The sequence below is a fragment of the Citricoccus sp. CH26A genome (genome assembly GCF_000224415.1).
Taxonomy (GTDB): domain Bacteria; phylum Actinomycetota; class Actinomycetes; order Actinomycetales; family Micrococcaceae; genus Citricoccus.
On the sequence record NZ_AFXQ01000007.1, the window covers coordinates 42,894 to 60,945 of the forward strand.

The following is an 18,052-nucleotide window of genomic DNA, read 5'->3' on the forward strand; positions in this document are numbered from 1 at the left end:
GTCCTCGGCGGCAGACTCCACCCCACCCCCGTAAAGGAAACAGATGTCCAACACCACCGAGTCGTCCGCGGCCTCCTACACCTCCAACCCTGCCGACCCGACTCCCGGGGCCATCGAGGACTCCGGCCAGGGTTCGCCCCGCACCGGCACCGCCCGGGTCAAGCGCGGCCTGGCGGACATGCTCAAGGGCGGCGTGATCATGGACGTGGTCACCGCCGAGCAGGCCAAGATCGCCGAGGACGCCGGCGCCGTGGCCGTCATGGCCCTCGAGCGCGTCCCCGCGGACATCCGCGCCCAGGGCGGCGTGGCCCGCATGTCCGACCCGGACCTGATCGACCAGATCGTCGAGTCGGTCTCCATCCCCGTGATGGCCAAGGCCCGGATCGGCCACTTCGTGGAGGCCCAGGTCCTCGAGGCCCTGAAGGTCGACTACATCGACGAGTCCGAAGTGCTCTCCCCGGCGGACTACGTCAACCACATCGACAAGTGGGACTTCACCGTGCCGTTCGTCTGCGGCGCCACCAACCTCGGCGAGGCCCTGCGCCGCATCACCGAGGGTGCGGCCATGATCCGCTCCAAGGGCGAGGCCGGCACCGGTGACGTGTCCGAGGCCGTCAAGCACATCCGCACCATCCGCGGCGAGATCGCCAAGCTCTCCGCGCTGTCCAAGGACGAGCTGTACGTGGCGGCCAAGGAACTGCAGGCCCCGTACGAGCTGGTCGCCGAGGTCGCCCGCGAGGGCAAGCTGCCCGTGGTGCTGTTCACCGCCGGTGGCGTCGCCACCCCGGCCGACGCCGCCCTGATGATGCAGCTCGGTGCGGATGGCGTGTTCGTGGGCTCGGGCATCTTCAAGTCCGGCAACCCGGAGGCCCGGGCCGCGGCGATCGTGCGGGCCACGGCCCAGTTCAACGACGCCGCCGCGGTCGCCGACGCCTCCCGCGGCCTGGGCGAGGCGATGGTGGGCATCAACGTGGGCGACCTGCCCGCTCCCCACCGCCTGGCCGAACGCGGTTGGTGATCGGCGCCGTCGGGGGCGCGGTCCGACCCCTCGCTCCCGCGGGGGCGGGGACGACCGGCTCATGACCCGCGTCACCGGTGCATCCCGCCCCCAGGACGTCCCCGCAGGGCAGGCCCCCGCGATCGGGGTGTTCGCCCTGCAGGGGGACGTGCGTGAGCACGAGCGCGTGCTCACGGCCCTTGGCGCGCGCACGTCCCCGGTGCGCGGTGCCGCGGACCTGGCGGGGCTCGACGGACTGGTCATCCCGGGCGGGGAGTCCTCCGTGATGGACAAGCTCTCCCGGCTGCTGGGCCTGGCACCGGCCGTGCGGGCCGCGATCGACGACGGCCTGCCGGTCTACGGGACCTGTGCCGGGATGATCATGCTCGCCGACCGGATCGCGAACCCGATCACCGGCCAGCAGAGCCTGGGCGGGCTGGACATCACGGTGCAGCGCAACGCCTTCGGCTCACAGGTGGACTCCTTCGAGGCCCGGCTCTCCGTGCCGGCGGTGTCCTCCGAGCCGGTGGACGCCGTGTTCATCCGGGCTCCCGCGGTGCTGCAGTCCGGGCCGGGCGTGGAGGTGCTGGCCTCCGTCCCGTCCGAACGGCTGGAGTCCGGGGTGGACTGCGGGCTGGTGACGGGGTCGGTGCCGGTGGCCGTGCGGCAGGGCAACCTGCTGGCCACCAGCTTCCACCCGGAGGTCACCGGCGACTGGTCCTTCCACCGGTACTTCCTGGACCGGGTGGTCCGCCGGGGGCCGTGACCTCCGGGCGGGGAGTCGCCCGGCGGAGTGATCCGCCGGGCGCCCCCCCGCCGGGGTGCTCAGTGATCCTGCAGCGGTCAGCCGGCGTGCGCCAGGGCCGCTGCGCCGTCCGCCGTCGCCGCGCCGTCGCCGGCCTCGTCCTGGACCGTGTTGCGCAGCACGCCCAGGCCCGTGACCTCGACCTCCACGACGTCGCCGGCGTCCAGCAGGCCGTCCTCGCCCCAGAACAGCCCGACGCCGCCCGGGGTCCCGGTGACGATCACGTCTCCGGGGTGCAGGCGGGTGAAGCCGGTGACGTAGGCGATCAGCGTGGGGATGTCGAAGTAGAGGTCCGCGACGGAGGCGTGCTGCCGGACCTCGCCGTTGACCCGGGTCTCGAGCGTCAGCTCCCGCACGTCGCCCACGTCCGCTGCCGGGACCAGGTAGGGGCCGAAGCCGCCGGAGGCCGGGAAGTTCTTCCCCGGGATCCACTGGCTGGCCGCCTTCTGCCAGTCGCGGACGGAGAAGTCGTTGTAGTTGGCGTAGCCGGCGACGTGGTCGAAGGCGTCCTCGGGGGCCACGTGCCAGGCCTCCTTGCCGATGACCAGGGCCATCTCGCCCTCGTAGTCGTACTTGCCGGTGGAGGCGGGCTTGATCGCGGGCGCCAGGTGACCCATCTGGGTGTCGGCGAAACGGGTGAAGACGGTCGGCGCCGTCTGTCCCGTCTTGCCGGACTCTTCCTGGTGGGTGCGGTAGTTGACGCCGATGCAGATGATCTTCCCCGGCTGCGTCAGGCACGGCAGGTAGGAGACGTCCTGCTCGTCATGGGTGGGGGCGCCGGCCAGGTCAGCGGCCGACAGCGTCCCGAACAGGCCCCGGACGACGGCCTCGTGCAGGGAGGCGGCCAGGTTCGCCCCGCTCGGGCCGAGGTCGTGGACGGTGCCCTGTGCGGCAACGCCCCACGTGGCCGTGCCTTCAGGGGTCACGTAGCTGATGTAGTTCACAAGGGTCTCCCAACGAGTCGAGCCAGGGGCGCACCATCGGTCCGCCGATCGCGGCGTCCTGCCGCGCGCATCCCGACACACGGTATCCATGGATCATGCACTCCGCAAGAAGAAAATATTCTTGAGTAAGAATTGCGAACAGAGTGGAAAAATGCCGTCGGTTGCGTCATGCTGGGGGTGTGACAGCCGTCTCAGCGGCTCGTGCGCCACACCGACCCCGTGCGTGACCGGGGGCCGGACCGGAGTCTAGGAAAGGACGACCCCCAGATGAGCACTTCCAAGCCGGCTCAGCACATGATCCTGACGACCTTCATGCTGCCTGCGGGATACCACAAGGACAGCTGGCGGATGGAGGGCAGCCGGGCGGAGGAACTGGGCAACCTGGACTTCGTCCTCGAGCTCACCCAGATGGCCGAGGCGGCCAAGCTGGACGCCATCTTCTTCGGGGACGTGGTGCACGCCAACACGCTGTTGCGCGGGGACATCAAGATGAACGGCTTCTACGAGCCGGTCTCCGTGCTCTCGGCCCTGGCCGCCCGCACGAAGCACATCGGCCTGGTGGGCACCATCTCCACCTCGTTCGCCGAGCCGTACAACGTGGCCCGCCAGTTGTGCGGTCTCGACCACATGTCCAACGGCCGCGCCGGCTGGAACATCGTGACCTCCTCCGACGGCTTCCAGAACTTCGGGATGGACGCGGCACCGGATCCCGCCACCCGCTACCGCCGTGCCACGGAGTTCGTTGACGTGGTGCGCCGGCTCTGGGACTCGTGGGACGAGGGTGCCGTGATCGTGGACCGCGAGTCGGGGGAGTACCTCGAGCGCACGCGGCTGCATCCCCTCGACCACGAGGGCGAGTTCTTCCGCGTGCAGGGCCCGCTGAACATGCCGACCAGCCCGCAGCGGCACCCGGTGCTCGCGCAGGCGGGCTCCTCGGGCCCGGGGATGGAACTCGGTTCCTCGATCGGGGACATGATCTACACGGCCCAGCCCAACAAGCAGCCCTCGATCGAGTTCTATGCGAAGTTCAAGCAGCTGGCCAAGGACAAGGGCCGCAATCCGGACCACGTGAAGATCATCCCCGGCATCCTGCCGATCCTGGGGGACACCGAGGCCCAGGCGCAGGAACTGGCCGACGAGCTGGGCCGCCACGTGCACCTGGAGAACGGGCGAGCGCAGGTCGGGGCGGACCTGCGGATGGACCTGTCGGAACTGGACTACGACGAGCGCATCCCGGTGGAGTGGTTCCGCGACGACGAGTCCCTGGGCAGCCGCTACCAGATCTACCGGATGAAGTCCGTGGAGATGGGGATGACCCTGCGCGAGCTGATCGTGGACCTGGCGCGCTCCACCGGCCACCAGTGGATGGCCGGCACGCCCTCGCAGGTGGCCGACCGCATGGTCGACTGGTTCGAGTCCAAGGCCTGTGACGGCTTCAACCTGAACTCCCCGTTCAACCCCGGCGGCTTCCAGCTGATCTGCGACAAGCTCGTCCCCGAATTGCAGGAGCGAGGTTACTTCCGCACCGAGTACGAGGGTGCGACGTTCCGCGAGAACCTGGGTCTGCCCGAGGTCTCCACCTCGCTGCTGCCGGCCTGAGGCCCGCCCCCCACACCGGCCCGGGACCGCGGTCCCGGACCCCCTGAACCGGGTCGCCCGCCGCTGCAGGACGCGCGGCGGGCGGCCCGTACCAGTCGCCGCAAGAGAGGTATGGAGATGACTGAACTGACCGTGGCCCGCGGGCCCGAGGTCGAGGACCGCCAGGAGGAGTTCCTGCGCCGTGCCGAGGAGATCGTCGGTGCCGAGCACGTGATCCGTCCCGGGGCCGAGGACGGTTACCGGGACCCGTACCCGCTGGTCCCCGGCCGCTCCGCCTGGCCCGGCGTGCGTCCGGCGGACACCGGGCAGGTGCAGGCGCTCGTGCGGCTGGCCGCCGAGACCGGTACGGCGCTGTGGACGTTCTCCAAGGGCAAGAACCTGGGCTACGGCGGTCCGGAGCCGCGCGGGGAGCGCATGGTCGCCCTCGACCTGGGCCGGATGAACCGCATCATTGAGGTCGACGACCGGCTCTGCTATGCCGTGGTCGAGCCCGGGGTCACGTTCTTCGACCTGTACGAGTACGTCCAGGAGCGCGGGTTGAAGGTCTGGCTCTCCGTGCCCGCGCTGGGCTGGGGCTCGGTCCTCGGCAACGCGCTGGACCGCGGGTACGGCATGACCCCGCTCGGCGACCACTCCAAGCAGATCTGCGGCATGGAGGTCGTCCTGCCGGACGGCGAGCTGCTGCGGACCGGCATGGGCGCCATGGAGGGGACCGACCTCGGCCCGATCTTCCAGGGCGGCTTCGGGCCCACGCTGGACGGGCTGTTCACCCAGTCCAACCTCGGCGTCGTGACCCGGATCGGCCTGTGGCTGATGCCCTGGCCGGAGGTCTACGTCAACGGCGAGGTCACCGTGGAGCGCGAGGAGGACATGCCGGTGCTGATCGACGTCCTCACCCAGCTGCGCCGTGAGGAGGTCATCCAGAACAACGCCCTGTGCGGCAACGTGGTCCGTGCCGTGACCATGAACGGCCCCCGGTCCCGCTGGTACGAGGGGGAGGGGTCCATCCCGCCGGAGCGGCTCGAGGAGATCCGCCAGGAGCTGGGCATCGGCCAGTGGAACGCGAAGTTCGGCATCTACGGCGACAAGGGCCTGGCCGAGCGCCGGCTCGAGATCATCCGGGAGCGGTTCGCCGGGCTCGAGGGCTTCACCGTCACGGCCCGGCTGTACGAGGGCGCCGAGGGCGCTCGGGTGGCCTACCAGGACATCGCCGAGAAGGACCGCACCCAGATGGCGGGGGTGCCCACCCTCAAGCCGCTGGGGACGATCAACTACCTCGCGGAGAACGGCGGGCACATCGACGCCGCGCCGATCCTGCCCGCCCGCGGCGAGGAGGTGTGGGACTTCTACCAGGAGGTCAAGGAGCTCTACACCGAGTACGGCTTCGACCTGTACATCGGCTACCACCTCTACCCGCGCCACATGGTGCACGTGACCATGATCTACTTCGAGAACGGCAACGAGGAGATGCTCGGCCGAGCGCGCGAACTGTACGAGCGACTGCTCGACGCCGCACGCCGGCGGGGATACGCCCCGTACCGCAGCCACGTGGACTACATGGACCGCATCGCCGACGGGTTCGACTACAACGACCACGCCGTGCGCCGGTTCCAGGAGCGGCTGAAGGACGCGGTTGACCCGGCGGGCATCCTGGCCCCGGGCAAGCAGGGCGTCTGGCCGGCCCGCTACCGAGCCGAGGGCTAGACGGTCGACGGCAGGCGGCCGGGACATCGGGCCGGGAACGCAGGGGCCGGGGGTCAGGGACTCCCGGCCCCTGCCGTACCCGCAGTCCCCTGGTGCGGTTCGGGTGGTCGGGACCGGCCGGGCGGGGATCGCCGGGACGCCGCGCGCGCCCGTCCTGCGCCGGCGGCTCAGGCCGAGGCCGCGGGCAGGCCCACTTCCACGCCGAGCTGGGTGATCGCCTCGATGGTGCCGCGGTAGTGCTCCGCCAGCAGGCTGCAGGTGGTCTCCGCGTCCCGGGCCAGTGCGGCGTCCAGGATCGACTGGTGCTCGGCGGAGAGGTCGCGGCCGGACCAGTTGGTCGCACTCGTGGCCCAGCGGTTGTAGAGCTGCTGCAGGTCGGACAGCGTGTTGGTCAGGTCGATCAGGACCGGCACGCCGCAGGCGGCCAGCAACTGGGCGTGGAAGGCCTGATGTGCCGCGGCCCATTCCGCGGTCGGGCGGTTGTCCTCGTCTCGGCTCGGGGTCTTCTCCATCCGGTGGTGGGCGGCCATCAGCTCGCCCTCCCAGCCCAGGTCGCCCCGGTCGATCGCCAGCGTGGCGGCGAACTGTTCGTTGACCACGCGCAGCTCCGTGAGGTCTCGCAGCTCGTCCAGGGACAGCGTCGGCACGAAGAAGCCGCGATTGGGCCGCAGGACCACGAGGCGGTCTCCGGCCAGGCGCGTCAGGGCCTCCCGGACCACCGTCGATGAGGTGTTGAACTGCTCCGAGAGCTGGTTGAGCTGGAGTCGGCCCCCGGGGGCCCATTGCCCCTTGAGGATGTTCGTGCGCAGTTCGTCCCGGATGTGCTTGGACAGGGTCTCTGCGTCGGTTCGCTTGGCCATGGGCCCAGTCTAGGCAGGAACTCTGCAAATAAGACAGCAGAAAATATGCTGACGCGCCCGTGTAGAGAATGCATTCTCATAAATCGGTGCCACAAAGCTCGTCCGGAAGTATTGCCTAGCTCACATCGAACTCGTACACTCGTGCCTAGAGAAAATATTATCTGGTGCAAAATGCACTACAGAGGGACGGGAGACGAGATGACCGCGAGGACTGGAGCCCAGTACAAGGCAGGCCTGGATGACGGGCGCGAGGTGTGGCTGGGGGATGAGCAGGTCGACATCACCACCCATCCGGCCATGGCGCGTTCCGTGGAGGGGATGGCGGGGTACTTCGACTACCAGCACGCCCACGCCGACGAGGTCCTCATGCCGGCCCCCCACGGTGGGCAGATGAACGTCTCGCACCTGCTGCCGCGCAGCGCCCAGGACATCGACCGCCGGCACGCGGCGTTCGACCGCCTCGCCCGCTACTCCGTGGGCATGCTCGGCCGCACGCCGGACTACGTCAACGTGGTGCTGGCCGGTCACGTCGCCCGGCGGGACATCTTCGAGCAGTACGGCGACCCCGTGTTCCACGACCGCCTGGCGGCCTACCAGCGCGAGGTGATCGACGGCGACCTCGCGCTGACCCACACCATCGTGCACGCAGCCATCGACAAGTCCGTCGGGGAGTTCGAGGGCGTCAACGAGGACCTGACCCTGCGGGTCGTGGACCGGACCGACGCCGGCGTGGTCGTCCGCGGTGCCAAGATGCTCGCCACCCTGGGCCCGATCGCCGATGAGCTCTACGTCTACCCCGCCACGCCGATCCGTCCGGGCCACGAGGAATACGCCATCTCCTTCGCCATCCCGGTGAACACCCCGGGCGTGGTCTCCGTGTGCCGCGACCCGTACGCCGTGGACATGGACGTGGTGGACCGCCCGTTCTCCGCCCGCTTCGACGAGCAGGACGCCGTGGTCATCTTCGAGGACGTCCTGGTGCCCTGGCACCGGGTGTTCATCGACGGCAACCTGGACGTCTACAACCGGATCAACGCGGGCACGGCGACGGGCAACACCCAGCAGCAGACCGCCATCCGGGCCTGCGTGAAGCTGGAGTTCGCGTACGACCTGTGCGTGCAGATGGCCAAGGCCACCGGGACCGACACCAAGCCGGACACCGCCGCGATGCTGGGCGAGATCTACTCCTACCTGCGCATCGCCCGGGCCGTGGTCCACTCGGCCGAGGTGAACTCCTCGGACTGGGGCGGAGGCGCCTGGTTCTGCCACGACGACATCTCCTCGCTGCGCACCATGATGCCGCTCTGGATGGCCCGGGTGAACGACATCATCAAGACCCTGGGCTCGCACAACCTGCTGGCCACGCCCACGGCGGCCGCCTTCGACCACCCCCGGCTGGGCCCCCTCGTGGAACGCTACCTGCCCGGCGCCCAGGGCATCACCGCCCGGGAGCGCGCCCGGATCTTCCGCACCGCCTGGGACTTCGCCGGGTCGGCACTGGGCTCGCGCAACGAGCTCTACGAGCGGTTCTACCTCGGTTCCGTCGGGCGCGCCCGCGGGCTCGACCACCGCAAGGCGCAGGGCAAGGGCGAGACCGGCGCGTACCGCGCGCTGTTCGAGGAGGCCGGCATCCCGGCCGCCGACCAGCTCACCCGACCCGTCGCCGTCGCCCACTGAGCCACGCCGGACCGACCGGGTGACGCCCGGCGTCACCCGCCACGAGAGGAATGAGGAAACAGACATGTCCTGGGGACTGATCAGCGAGATGGGCCACGTGGGGATCCAGACGACGGATCTCGACGCCTCCATCTGGGACGCGACCCAACTGCTCGGACTGCGCGTGACCGAGCAGTCCGGGGACGCCGCCTACCTGGCCGCGGGCGACGTCCACCACGAGCTCATCTACCGGGCATCGGACGTCAACGGCGTGGACTCCCTCGGGCTGGTCGCCCGGGACGGCGACGCGCTGCGGACCATCCGCCGCCGCGTCGAGGACGAGAACCTGGAGGTCCTCGCCGAGTCGACCCGCACGGCCGGCGTCGAGGACGGGTTCAGCTTCGTCGGCCCGGAGGGCTGGGTCTTCGAGATCACGATCGGGCGCCAGCCGGACGTGGCCCCGCTGAAGGGCTTCGGCCCTGACCGCTACGGCCACCTCAACTTCCACCCGCGCAACACGCGCTCCATGATGGAGTTCCTGCAGCGTGTCCTGGACTTCCGGCTCTCCGACGTGATCGGTGACGACTATGCCTACTTCATGCGGTGCAACCCGGACCACCACGGCATCGCGCTGCTGCCCGGCAAGGGCACCTTCCACCATCACGCGTGGCAGACCCAGTCGGTCGCGGACCTGGCCAAGCTGGGGGACCGGCTGAACAAGGTCGGCCGGGACCTGATCTGGGGCCCCGTCCGTCATGGCGCGGGTCACAACATCGCGGCCTATTATGTAGAGCACTCCGGCGCCGTCGTGGAGTTGTACACGGACCTGGAGCAGATCTACGACGACGGCCGGGAGCCGGTCATCTGGGGCGCCGAGGACAACTGGTGGAACATGTGGAGCGACTACCGTCCCCTGGACTTCCGCGACTTCGGCATCCCTCCGGTCGTCCGCCGCCTGACGTCGGCCTGAACCACGCCATCACCTGCGCCCCGTCCCGGGCGCGACCCCCTCGCAGCCTGACGAGGCCGCCGCCCGGACCCCCGGGTGGCGGCCGCCACCCCCGTGCCGAACCGGCGCCCGGAAGTTGGACACCATGCACCAGACCTCGAATAACCCTGCCGACGCCCAGCCGACGGCGCCGAACGACACCCTGAACACCAAGGACCTGCGCCGCGTGCTCGGGTCGAGCATGCTCGGCTCGATCATCGAGTACTACGACTTCATCCTGTACGCGACGGCGGCCTCGATCATCTTCGACAAGGTGTTCTTCTCGAACCTGGACCCGGCGCTGGCGCTCTTCGCCTCGTTCGGCACCCTGGCCGCCGGGTACCTGGCCCGTCCCCTGGGCGGCGTGGTGTTCGGCCACTTCGGTGACCGGGTCGGCCGGAAGCAGATGCTCGTGGTGTCGATGATGATGATGGGCATCGCCACGATCGCCATCGGCCTGCTGCCGACCCCGGAGGTCCTGGGCTGGCTGTCCCCGGTGGTCCTGGTGCTGCTGCGCATGGTGCAGGGAATCTCCGTCGGCGGCGAGTGGGGCGGTGCCACGCTGATGGCCCTGGAGCACGCCCCGGCCTCCCGGCGAGGCTTCGCGGCGGCGTTCGCCAACGCCGGCGGCCCCGCCGGCGGCCTGCTGGCCACCCTGGTGGTGTCGGCGACGTCGGCGCTGACCGGTGACGCCTTCCTCGAGTGGGGCTGGCGCGTGCCCTTCCTGCTCAGTGCCGTGCTGATCCTCATCGGCATGGTGGTCCGCCTCAAGGTCGCCGAGTCCCCGGTCTTCGAGAAGCTCGCCTCCGAGGCGGAGCAGCTCGAGGAGACGCGGAAGACCCCGCTGGCCGAGATCGTCACCCGCCACTCCAAGACCGTGGCCCTGACCCTGATCGCCAGCCTCGGCTTCTACGCCTGCCAGGGCATCCTCACCTCCTGGGGCGTGGCCCAGGCGGTCAACGACGGCATCAGTCGCGAGTGGGTCCTGAACTGGAAGGGCGCCGCCGCGGTGATCACCGTGGCAGTCTCCTTCATGGCGGCCCGGATGAGTGACCGCATCGGTCGCCGGACCGTCCTGACCGTCGGCGCCGTCGCCGGGGTCGTGCTGGCGTGGCCCATCCTGGTGATGCTCACCAGTGGCGACCCGTGGCTGTTCGTCGTCGCGATCCTCATCGGCAACGGCGTGGTCCAGGGCATCCTGGCCGGCCCGATCGGCGCGTTCATCTCCGAGCTGTTCCCGCCCCGGGTGCGGTACACCGGCGCCTCGCTGTCCTACCAGCTGGCCTCCACCCTGGGCGCCGGCTTCACCCCGATGATCGTCACGGGCCTGATGATCGCCGGCGGGCTGCCGCTGGTGGGTGTCTTCTGGATCGCCGTGCTCGTGGCCGGCCTGGTCTGCATCCGCGTGGTGCCCGAGGGGGCGGAGGGGATGCAGAACACCCACGTGGAGCGCGCCCGCTTCAAGGTGACCAAGCGCATCGCCACCCGGAACACGTCCCGCCAGACCGTCGACGCCGGTCACGGGCCGAAGACGGACGCTTGAGATGGCGGGCGGTGCGGGTCAGGCCGGTGGCCTCGCCACGGCGGAACGGACCCTGACTGACCGACTGGTCCGGCATGCCCACCGGGTCCGGTACGCGGACTTCAGCGAGGCCGTCCTGCGGCGGGCCCGCCATCGCCTGCTGGACGGGCTGGGGAACATCGTCGCCGGCCACCGGGCCCCCGGCATGCAGGAGCTGGTGGACAGCGTCGCCGCCTGGGGCGGCCGGCCGGACTCGACCGTCCTGGGTGACGGCCGCCGCCTTCCGGCCCACCACGCGGCGATGCTCAACGCGGCGCTGATGCGCTCCTTCGACTTCGAACCGGTGGGTGCCGAGGGACCGGGGCAACGACAGGTGGCCGCCCATCTCACGGGGACCACCGTCCCCGTGGCCCTGGCCGTCGGCGAGCGCGAGGGCTCCACGGGCCGGGAGGTCCTCACCGCACTGCTCGCGGGGAGGACATCGCGGCCCGGCTGGCCTTCGGCTCGGGATTCGACGTCTACTCCGGACAGGACAACACCGGCACCGTCAACGGGGTGGGGCGACCGTCATCGCCTGCCTGTTGATGGGCCTGGACGAGGAGCGCACCCGGCACGCCCTCGGCCTCGCCGTGAACCAGCTGGCCGGGACCGTTGCCAGCATCTTCGACCACGCCAGCGCCTTCAAGCTGCCCATGGCCTTCGCGGCCCGCAACGCGATCACCGCCGCGGAGATGGCGGCGGCCGGGGTGACCGGCCCCGAGGACCCGATCGGCGGGCGGTTCGGCTTCCTGCAGACCTACTGCGCGGACCCCGACCCGGAGGTGATGCTCGAGCGGCTGGGGGAGGAGTTCTATGCCGACGCGGTGATCAAGCCGTGGTCCTGCTGCCGGGCGGCCCAGCCGTCCCTGGACGCCTGCACCCGGTTGCTGCGGGACGCACGCGTGAGCGCCGAGCGGATCGAGCACGTGGTCGTCCACGTCACCCCCCGCACCGCGGCGGGCTTCGTGGGGCAGAGGTTCGAGGCGGGGGACTGTCCCGAGGTGTCCGCCGCCTTCAGCATCCACTACACGGCGGCCGCCGCGCTCGCCTTCGGCACCGTCCGTCCCGAGCACCTGGCCCCGGAGGCGATGGCGGACCCGCGCGTGGCGCGGCTCCTGGACCGCATCGAGATCCGGGGGTCCCTCGACGACGGCGAGGTCCTCACCGCGGAGGTGGAGGTCCGGTTGTCCGACGGCACCGTGCACCGCGAGCGCGTGGACTCCCCGCTCGGGGACGTCCACCACGCGCCCCTGAGCCACGGGCAGATCCTGGAGAAGTACCGCCTCAACGCCGCCTTCTCCGGGCGGCTCGACGCCGCTCGGGCCGAGCAGGTCGCCGCGCAGGTGGCCTCGTTCCAGGACCTGCCCGACGTCGGCCGGCTGACCGGGTTGTTCGGCACCGGGAACGCGTGAGCGGACGCGCGGGGACACAGCCAGACACACCGGGACGCACACGACGTACCGACGGAGCGATCCGCACCCCGTCTCCATGCGTCTCCCGTGCCTCCGTCACAGAAGGGAAGGGCGGGGCCGTCCGGCCCCGCCCTTCTCGTGTGACGTTCCTGGTGACGTGACGTTCCTATGGTCCCGACCGGCCCGGTCCCGGGGCACGGTCGCCCACCAGCGTCCTCAGCGGCGGGCCACCAGGCCCGCCTCCCCGGGCACCCGCAGCTGCGGGGCGTCGCCGTCGAACTCCAGGCGCCGCGGGTCCCCGGGGGCGAAGGGTGCCACCTGCTGCCCGGCGGCGCGGGGCCGGCCGTCCCGCGCGAAGCCCAGGAACCACTCCTGCAGCCCGGCGGCCGTGGCCTCGAAGACCTCGGGGGCCAGCCCCTCGAGCATGGGGGCGTCCGCCCAGCAGGCCCGGTCGCCGAACAGGAAGGGCAGCGGCATGCAGTGCGGGCTGCCGGCCCCCGGCAGTGCGCTCTGCACGGAGAACCCCCCGAGGTGCACGTCCAGGCCCGCGCCGGTGGCGGCACTGGCCAGTTCGAGGTGGGCCAGCCGGAACTGGTGCAGGGTCATCGCCTCTGCCATGCGCTCCTTGCCGGAGGCGCCGGGGCGCTTGCGGTCGATCCAGGCGGCGACGGCGGCCGGGTCCTCGAAGCGGGCGTGCAGGAAGCCGTCCACGGCCTCCGGCGGGAAGGCCTGCTCCGGAGCGGGCCGCAGGAACGCGGTCGCCTCCTCCGAGGTGGACAGCAGCAGCAGGGACTCGACGTGCAGCCGGGCCGCGGACACCGCGTAGTCGTGCAGGTCCGCGGTGAGCGCGCCGCCGGCGGCGGGCATGAGGGCCATGCCGCGGCCGGCGTAGGCCCGGGCCAGGTCCGTCTGGGCGCCCAGCAGGGCGTCGAGGGGAGCGTTGGACAGCCCGCCCGAGTCGGCCAGTGATGCTCCCATGAGCGCCCACCGGTCCCGGAGGGACTCCGGGGTGAGCGGGGGTTCCCAGGGCAGGCTGATGAGCGCGAGCCGGCGGAACAGTCCGGCGGCCCGTGGGTCCGCGGCCAGGGCGTAGGCGTACCAGGCGCCGGCGGAGTCCCCGGCGAGGGTGACGTTGTTCGGGTCCCCGCCGAGGGCGGTGATCTCGTCCCGGACCCAGTGCAGCGCCTCCATCAGGTCACGCAGCGGGCGCTGGGACTCCTGGGCGTCACCCCGCGGGCCCAGGTGGCCCAGGGCGCCGATCCGGTAGTTCACGGTCACCAGCACGGCCTGCCCGGCCTGGACCAGGGCGGGGGAGGTGAACCACCGGGCGTTGCCGGTGCCGGAGAGGAACCCCCCGCCCGGGATGAACACCACCACGGGCAGCCCGCGGGCGCCGTCCGGGGCCTGGACCCGCAGCTGGAACGCCGACTCGGACTGCTCCAGCTCGCCGTTGGCCCCGCCCAGCAGTGCGTTCAGGGCGCCGGGGGCCTGGGGGAAGGCGGTGGCGGTCTCCACGGTGCCGGACTCGGCCCCGTCCCGGCGCGCCGGTGCCGGTTCGGAGAAGCGGTCGGCGGGGTCCGCCCTGCGGGCATAGCGGAAGACGGCGTCCAGTCCGGTGACCGGGCCGGCGGGTCCCGTCACGGCAGGAACTCGTAGTCGTCGGCCGCCACGCCCGCCGTGATCCCCCAGTACTCGGTGGTCTGGAACGGCCACACCTGCGAGACCCGGTTGAAGCGGTTCTTGTACCAGGTCTTCACGTAGGGCTGTCCCCAGGTCATGCGGGAGTTCTCGGCGTCCACCCAGCGGATGTGCCGGTCCAGGGCCTCCTGCTTCAGGTCCAGGGCGCGGACCCGGCGCTCGAGCAGCTGGTGGATGGCCTCCACCGTGTACTCCGCGGCCCGCTCGATCATGAAGTGCAGGCCCCCGGCCACCACGCCTCCCGTGTTGGGGCCCATCAGCATGAAGAAGTTGGGGAAGTTCGGCACCGTGATGCCGGCGAAGGCCTTCGCGTCACCGCCCCAGTAGTCGTGGATCTCCACGCCGCCGCGGCCGACGATCTCGATCGGGTCGAGGTAGTCGGAGGGCCGGAACCCGGTGGCGTAGATGACCACGTCCACCTCCAGCTCGCGACCGTCCCCGGTCACCAGCCCGTGGGGGGTGAAGGACTCCAGTCCCTCGGAGATCACCTCGGTCTGCGGGGACCTCAGCGCGGCCGCCCAGACGCCGTTGTCGCGCAGCATGCGCTTGGCGGACGGCGGGTAGTGCGGGATGGCCTTCTCCAGCAGGTCCGGGCGGCCCTCGTACTGTTCCTCCATGCGCCGGATGATGGCCTGGCGGAACTCCTCGTTGGCCCGGGAGACGCTCAGCGGCGCACCCTCCCAGCCCTCCTGGGCGGTGGCGATGTGCATCCGGCCCTCCACGCCGCCGGCGGTCACCCAGAGGCGGAACAACTGGCCGTAGCCGGGCACCTTGGCGTGCAGCCAGTCGGCGGTCTCGGACATCGGGTCGTGGTAGGTCGGCGCCGGCAGCATCCAGGGGGCGCTGCGCTGGAACAGGTACAGCTGCTCCACCTCGTCGGCGATCGCGGGCACGATCTGGTAGGCGCTGGCACCGCTGCCGATCACGGCGACGCGCTTGCCGCGCAGGTCCACGGAGTGGTCCCACTCCTGGGAGTGCATCTGGGCGCCGCCGAAGGAGTCCTGGCCGGGCCACTCGGGGATGTGCGGGTGGTCCAGCTGGCCCACGCCGGTCATGATCGCGTTGTAGCGGCGGGTCTGCTCCCGGCCCTCGGCGGTGCGGGTGGTGGCCAGCCAGGTGGCCGAGTCCTCGTCCCACACGGCGCGCACGAGCGAGGTGTTCAGCTCGATCTGCTCGGTGAACCCGGCCTTCTCGGCCACGGTCTCCAGGTAGTCCAGGACCTCGTGGCCCTGGGCGAACTGGTGCGGCCAGTCCACGCGCTGGGCGAAGGAGAAGCTGTAGCCGTAGGTGGGGGTGTCCAGGCGCACGCCGGGGTAGTGGTTCTTCCACCAGGTGCCGCCCACGCGGTGCGAGGCCTCGATCCAGCTGTAGGGCAGCCCGGCCTCCTGGAGGCGGTAGGCGGCGGCGATCCCGGAGATCCCCGCGCCCACGATCAGGGTCTCGAACTCCTCCGTGCCCGCACGGTCCGCGTCCGCGCGGTAGTCGTCGTAGTGCCAGTCCGGGGAACCGTTGCGGTCCGGCGCCAGCGCGAACTCATGCTTCATCTGGCCCATCCAGTTCGGGTCCCGTGCCGCGCGGCCGCCGGTGAACCAGGTCAGGACCGTGTCGGCCTGCTCGGTGCTGAGCTGTTCCACCGGTTCCGGACGCTCGTCCCGCAGCCGGCGCAGCCCCTCGAGGGCCAGGTCCTGGGCACGGGCCACCTGCTCGGCGTCCAGGCCGCCGTGGGGCTGCAGCGCGGTCCCCATGGGCGGCAGCGGCGGGGAGAGCTCCGGCAGCAGCAGGGAGGTGTCCTGCAGGGCGGTGGCCACGGCGGCCAGCAGGACCGGGGCCTCTGCGCCGGCGACCAGCTGGCGCAGCGTCTCGTCGTCCTCGGTGATCGGCGGGTAGTGCTCCACCCAGTACAGGTCGCCGTTCGTCGGCTGGGCGGCCGGCGGGGTGCTGATGACGGTCATGGGTCCTCCTGGGAACATGGTTCGGGGCCTGGGGCGGGGCGGGGCGGGACGGAGTCGACGGTCAGGCGGCCGGCTGGCGGGCCGCGCGGACGCGGTCGTCGAGGTGGGTGCGCAGTTCCCGCACCACGCGGTCCTGGTCACCGGGGGTGAACACCGCGGCCACGTAGTGATCCGGCCGGACCACCACGAACACCGGTTCCGCGGGCAGACCCGCGGTCAGGGTCTCGCGGTCCTCCCGCACGCGGACGACGCCGGCCCCGTCCGGGCCTGCCGGGGCCCCGGAGCCGCGTGGGGAATCGAGGCGGACCAGCGTGGCGCCGATCGCGGTGAAGTACGGGTCCAGTCCGACGGGGTCGGCGCCCAGGCCGATCACCGACCAGCCCCGGCCGAGGAAGGCATCGAGGCCCGCGGCCCGATCGGCGGTGCCGGGAGAACCGGGGGCGCGGTCGGCGGCGAGGTCGCCCGTGACGGGGGTGACCGTGGGCTGGCCCAGGGCCCGCCCCACGGTCACCCCCGGCAGGTTCCCCGACCGCGCGTCGGGCCGGACCGCGAGGCCCTCGGAGTAGTCCGGCGGGGTGACGAAACGCATGTTGGCGAGGTAGGCGTGGACGGCCGGGGCCTTGCGCAGCAGCTGCACCGTGAGGTCCCGGGCCCGGGTGGCGAGGGGATGCGTGGCCATGACGACGGCGCCGATGCGACGCGAGAGCGTCATCATCTTGGCCCCGTGGACCCGGCGCTCGGTCTCGTAGGTGTCCAGGAGGCGTTCCGTGGCACCGCCCCGCACCGCCTCGATGAGCTTCCAGGCGATGTTGGAGGCGTCGCGGACGCCGGCGTTGAGGCCCTGCCCGGCGAAGGGGGGCATCAGGTGCGCCGCGTCGCCGGCCAGGAACGCCCGGCCGGAGCGGTAGGAGCGTGCCACCCGCTGGTGGGCGACGTACACGGCCGCCCGGCGGACATCGGCGGGGTCCAGCGAGGGGCGGAACGGGCGGAGCAGCTCCCGGATCATGTCCGGGGAGGTCATCTCGTCACCGTCCTCGTGGTCGAAGAGCATGAACTCCAGCCGGAGACGGCCGTTGATGCCCGGCACGAGGACGTACGGGCGCTCGCCGTCGCAGTGGAACTCGGCGAACGGGTCACGCTGGACGGGCTCGTTGAGCAGGTCGATGACGATCCAGCGCTGCGGTTGCGTGGAGCCCATCAGCTCGATGCCCAGGGCGGAGCGGGTGAAGCTGCGCCCGCCGTCGGCACCGATGAGCCAGCTGGCGGTCAGGGTGCGGGCTCCCTCGGAGGAGTCCACCTCGAGGGTGACGCCGTCGGCGTCCTGGGACAGCCGGACCGCCTCGGTGCCCAGCAGGACCTCCAGGCCCGGGTGGGCCAGGGCGCGGTCGAAGAGCAGCTGTTCGAGGATCGGCTGGTCGAACTGCGTCTTGGCCGGGTGACCGAGCCGGGACGGGACGGGGCGGGCCTCGGCCAGCAGACGTTCGCCCAGGCCGAAGTAACGGCTGCCGGTGTCCAGGAGCGATTCGGCCTTGAGGGCGTCCCCGATCCCGAGCTGGTCGAAGACCCGGAACGACTCGTCCTGCAGGCTGATCGCGCGCGGGAGGTCACCGGGGCCCGTGGCCTTCTCCACCACGGTGGTCCGCACGCCGGCGTCGGCCAGCAGCAGGGCGGCGGTCAGGCCCACCGGGCCGGCCCCCACCACGATGACCTCTCGCTCAGGGTCGAATCGGTTGATCACTGTCGCCTCCTTGCTGTCGGCAGGATCCCCGGGCGGGGTGCCGGATGCCCCTGGGCGCCGATCCCCACGGGGACCGCCCCGGGACGGAAAGTAATGCATATCACTTGAGACAGCACACTAATGGGCAGCGTATGCATA

Annotated in this window: 13 protein-coding genes and 1 pseudogene; 9 read left to right on the forward strand and 5 right to left on the reverse strand. The window is 71.3% G+C overall.

The features are described from left to right. The first annotated feature begins 43 nt into the window (after positions 1 to 43). Together pdxS and pdxT are read left to right on the forward strand one after the other, a co-directional pair. Positions 44 to 1,018, forward strand: coding sequence for a pyridoxal 5'-phosphate synthase lyase subunit PdxS (pdxS, locus tag CITRI_RS0106195; RefSeq protein WP_010143810.1), 975 nt, complete (start codon positions 44 to 46; stop codon positions 1,016 to 1,018). A 61-nt stretch (positions 1,019 to 1,079) separates the two neighbouring features. After that, on the forward strand, positions 1,080 to 1,763 hold the full coding sequence (gene pdxT / locus CITRI_RS0106200; RefSeq protein WP_010143811.1) for a pyridoxal 5'-phosphate synthase glutaminase subunit PdxT: 684 nt from the start codon (positions 1,080 to 1,082) through the stop codon (positions 1,761 to 1,763). A 77-nt stretch (positions 1,764 to 1,840) separates the two neighbouring features. Here pdxT and CITRI_RS0106205 read toward each other — a convergent pair whose 3' ends face one another. Beyond that, on the reverse strand, positions 1,841 to 2,746 hold the full coding sequence (locus tag CITRI_RS0106205; protein ID WP_010143812.1) for a fumarylacetoacetate hydrolase family protein: 906 nt from the start codon (positions 2,744 to 2,746) through the stop codon (positions 1,841 to 1,843). 267 nt (positions 2,747 to 3,013) lie between these two features. Between CITRI_RS0106205 and CITRI_RS0106210 the strand changes: the two genes are divergently transcribed. Beyond that, positions 3,014 to 4,345: an LLM class flavin-dependent oxidoreductase gene (locus tag CITRI_RS0106210; RefSeq protein WP_010143813.1), complete on the forward strand. Its 1,332-nt coding sequence runs from the start codon at positions 3,014 to 3,016 to the stop codon at positions 4,343 to 4,345. Positions 4,346 to 4,462: 117 nt separating this feature from the next. After that, entirely contained in the window at positions 4,463 to 6,049 is a 1,587-nt protein-coding gene (locus CITRI_RS0106215) for an FAD-binding oxidoreductase (RefSeq protein ID WP_029139088.1), read from the forward strand. Positions 6,050 to 6,216: 167 nt separating this feature from the next. Here the strand turns inward: CITRI_RS0106215 and CITRI_RS16585 are convergent, their stop codons facing one another. After that, positions 6,217 to 6,909 (reverse strand): GntR family transcriptional regulator, encoded by a 693-nt coding sequence (locus CITRI_RS16585; protein WP_010143815.1) that lies wholly within the window; start codon positions 6,907 to 6,909, stop codon positions 6,217 to 6,219. Between the two features lie 198 nt (positions 6,910 to 7,107). Here CITRI_RS16585 and CITRI_RS0106225 point away from each other — a divergent pair, with 198 nt between their 5' ends. The 5 genes and pseudogenes from CITRI_RS0106225 (at position 7,108) to CITRI_RS20395 (ending at position 12,526) form a co-directional block, all read left to right on the forward strand. Continuing rightward, positions 7,108 to 8,586 carry a 4-hydroxyphenylacetate 3-hydroxylase N-terminal domain-containing protein gene (locus tag CITRI_RS0106225; RefSeq protein WP_010143816.1) on the forward strand — a complete coding sequence of 493 codons (1,479 nt, stop codon included), beginning with the start codon at positions 7,108 to 7,110 and terminating at the stop codon, positions 8,584 to 8,586. 64 nt (positions 8,587 to 8,650) lie between these two features. After that, complete coding sequence (locus tag CITRI_RS0106230; RefSeq protein WP_010143817.1) at positions 8,651 to 9,535, forward strand: VOC family protein; 885 nt, start codon at positions 8,651 to 8,653, stop codon at positions 9,533 to 9,535. A gap of 124 nt (positions 9,536 to 9,659) precedes the next feature. Continuing rightward, a complete protein-coding gene (locus tag CITRI_RS0106235; RefSeq protein WP_010143818.1) occupies positions 9,660 to 11,096 on the forward strand; it encodes an MFS transporter in 1,437 nt (478 codons plus the stop codon). Position 11,097: 1 nt separating this feature from the next. Beyond that, a pseudogene (locus CITRI_RS20585) lies at positions 11,098 to 11,538 on the forward strand (MmgE/PrpD family protein); the annotation flags it as partial. Then, entirely contained in the window at positions 11,423 to 12,526 is a 1,104-nt protein-coding gene (locus CITRI_RS20395) for an MmgE/PrpD family protein (protein WP_255347880.1), read from the forward strand. The pseudogene CITRI_RS20585 and the gene CITRI_RS20395, both read left to right, overlap by 116 nt. 216 nt (positions 12,527 to 12,742) lie before the next feature. On the opposite strand, the gene CITRI_RS0106245 is transcribed toward CITRI_RS20395, so the two are convergent. The 3 genes from CITRI_RS0106245 to CITRI_RS16590 all read right to left on the reverse strand — a co-directional run bounded on the left by CITRI_RS0106245 (position 12,743) and on the right by CITRI_RS16590 (position 17,914). Further along, positions 12,743 to 14,167, reverse strand: coding sequence for a carboxylesterase family protein (locus CITRI_RS0106245; protein ID WP_010143820.1), 1,425 nt, complete (start codon positions 14,165 to 14,167; stop codon positions 12,743 to 12,745). Continuing rightward, complete coding sequence (locus tag CITRI_RS0106250; RefSeq protein WP_010143821.1) at positions 14,164 to 16,176, reverse strand: NAD(P)/FAD-dependent oxidoreductase; 2,013 nt, start codon at positions 16,174 to 16,176, stop codon at positions 14,164 to 14,166. The genes CITRI_RS0106245 and CITRI_RS0106250 overlap by 4 nt, the downstream gene beginning before the upstream one ends. A gap of 61 nt (positions 16,177 to 16,237) precedes the next feature. Then, a complete protein-coding gene (locus tag CITRI_RS16590) occupies positions 16,238 to 17,914 on the reverse strand; it encodes an FAD-dependent monooxygenase (protein WP_010143822.1) in 1,677 nt (558 codons plus the stop codon). Between the last annotated feature and the right edge of the window lie 138 nt (positions 17,915 to 18,052).

Excerpts from the sequence above, each read along its gene's own strand:
- pdxS (WP_010143810.1), top strand. The coding sequence starts at position 44 with ATGTCCAACACCACCGAGTCGTCCGCGGCCTCCTACACCTCCAACCCT.
- CITRI_RS0106230 (WP_010143817.1), top strand. The coding sequence starts at position 8,651 with ATGTCCTGGGGACTGATCAGCGAGATGGGCCACGTGGGGATCCAGACG.
- CITRI_RS0106235 (WP_010143818.1), top strand. The coding sequence starts at position 9,660 with ATGCACCAGACCTCGAATAACCCTGCCGACGCCCAGCCGACGGCGCCG.
- CITRI_RS0106250 (WP_010143821.1), bottom strand. The coding sequence starts at position 16,176 with ATGACCGTCATCAGCACCCCGCCGGCCGCCCAGCCGACGAACGGCGAC.
- CITRI_RS16585 (WP_010143815.1), bottom strand. The coding sequence starts at position 6,909 with ATGGCCAAGCGAACCGACGCAGAGACCCTGTCCAAGCACATCCGGGAC.
- CITRI_RS0106225 (WP_010143816.1), top strand. The coding sequence starts at position 7,108 with ATGACCGCGAGGACTGGAGCCCAGTACAAGGCAGGCCTGGATGACGGG.
- CITRI_RS0106210 (WP_010143813.1), top strand. The coding sequence starts at position 3,014 with ATGAGCACTTCCAAGCCGGCTCAGCACATGATCCTGACGACCTTCATG.
- CITRI_RS0106215 (WP_029139088.1), top strand. The coding sequence starts at position 4,463 with ATGACTGAACTGACCGTGGCCCGCGGGCCCGAGGTCGAGGACCGCCAG.
- pdxT (WP_010143811.1), top strand. The coding sequence starts at position 1,080 with ATGACCCGCGTCACCGGTGCATCCCGCCCCCAGGACGTCCCCGCAGGG.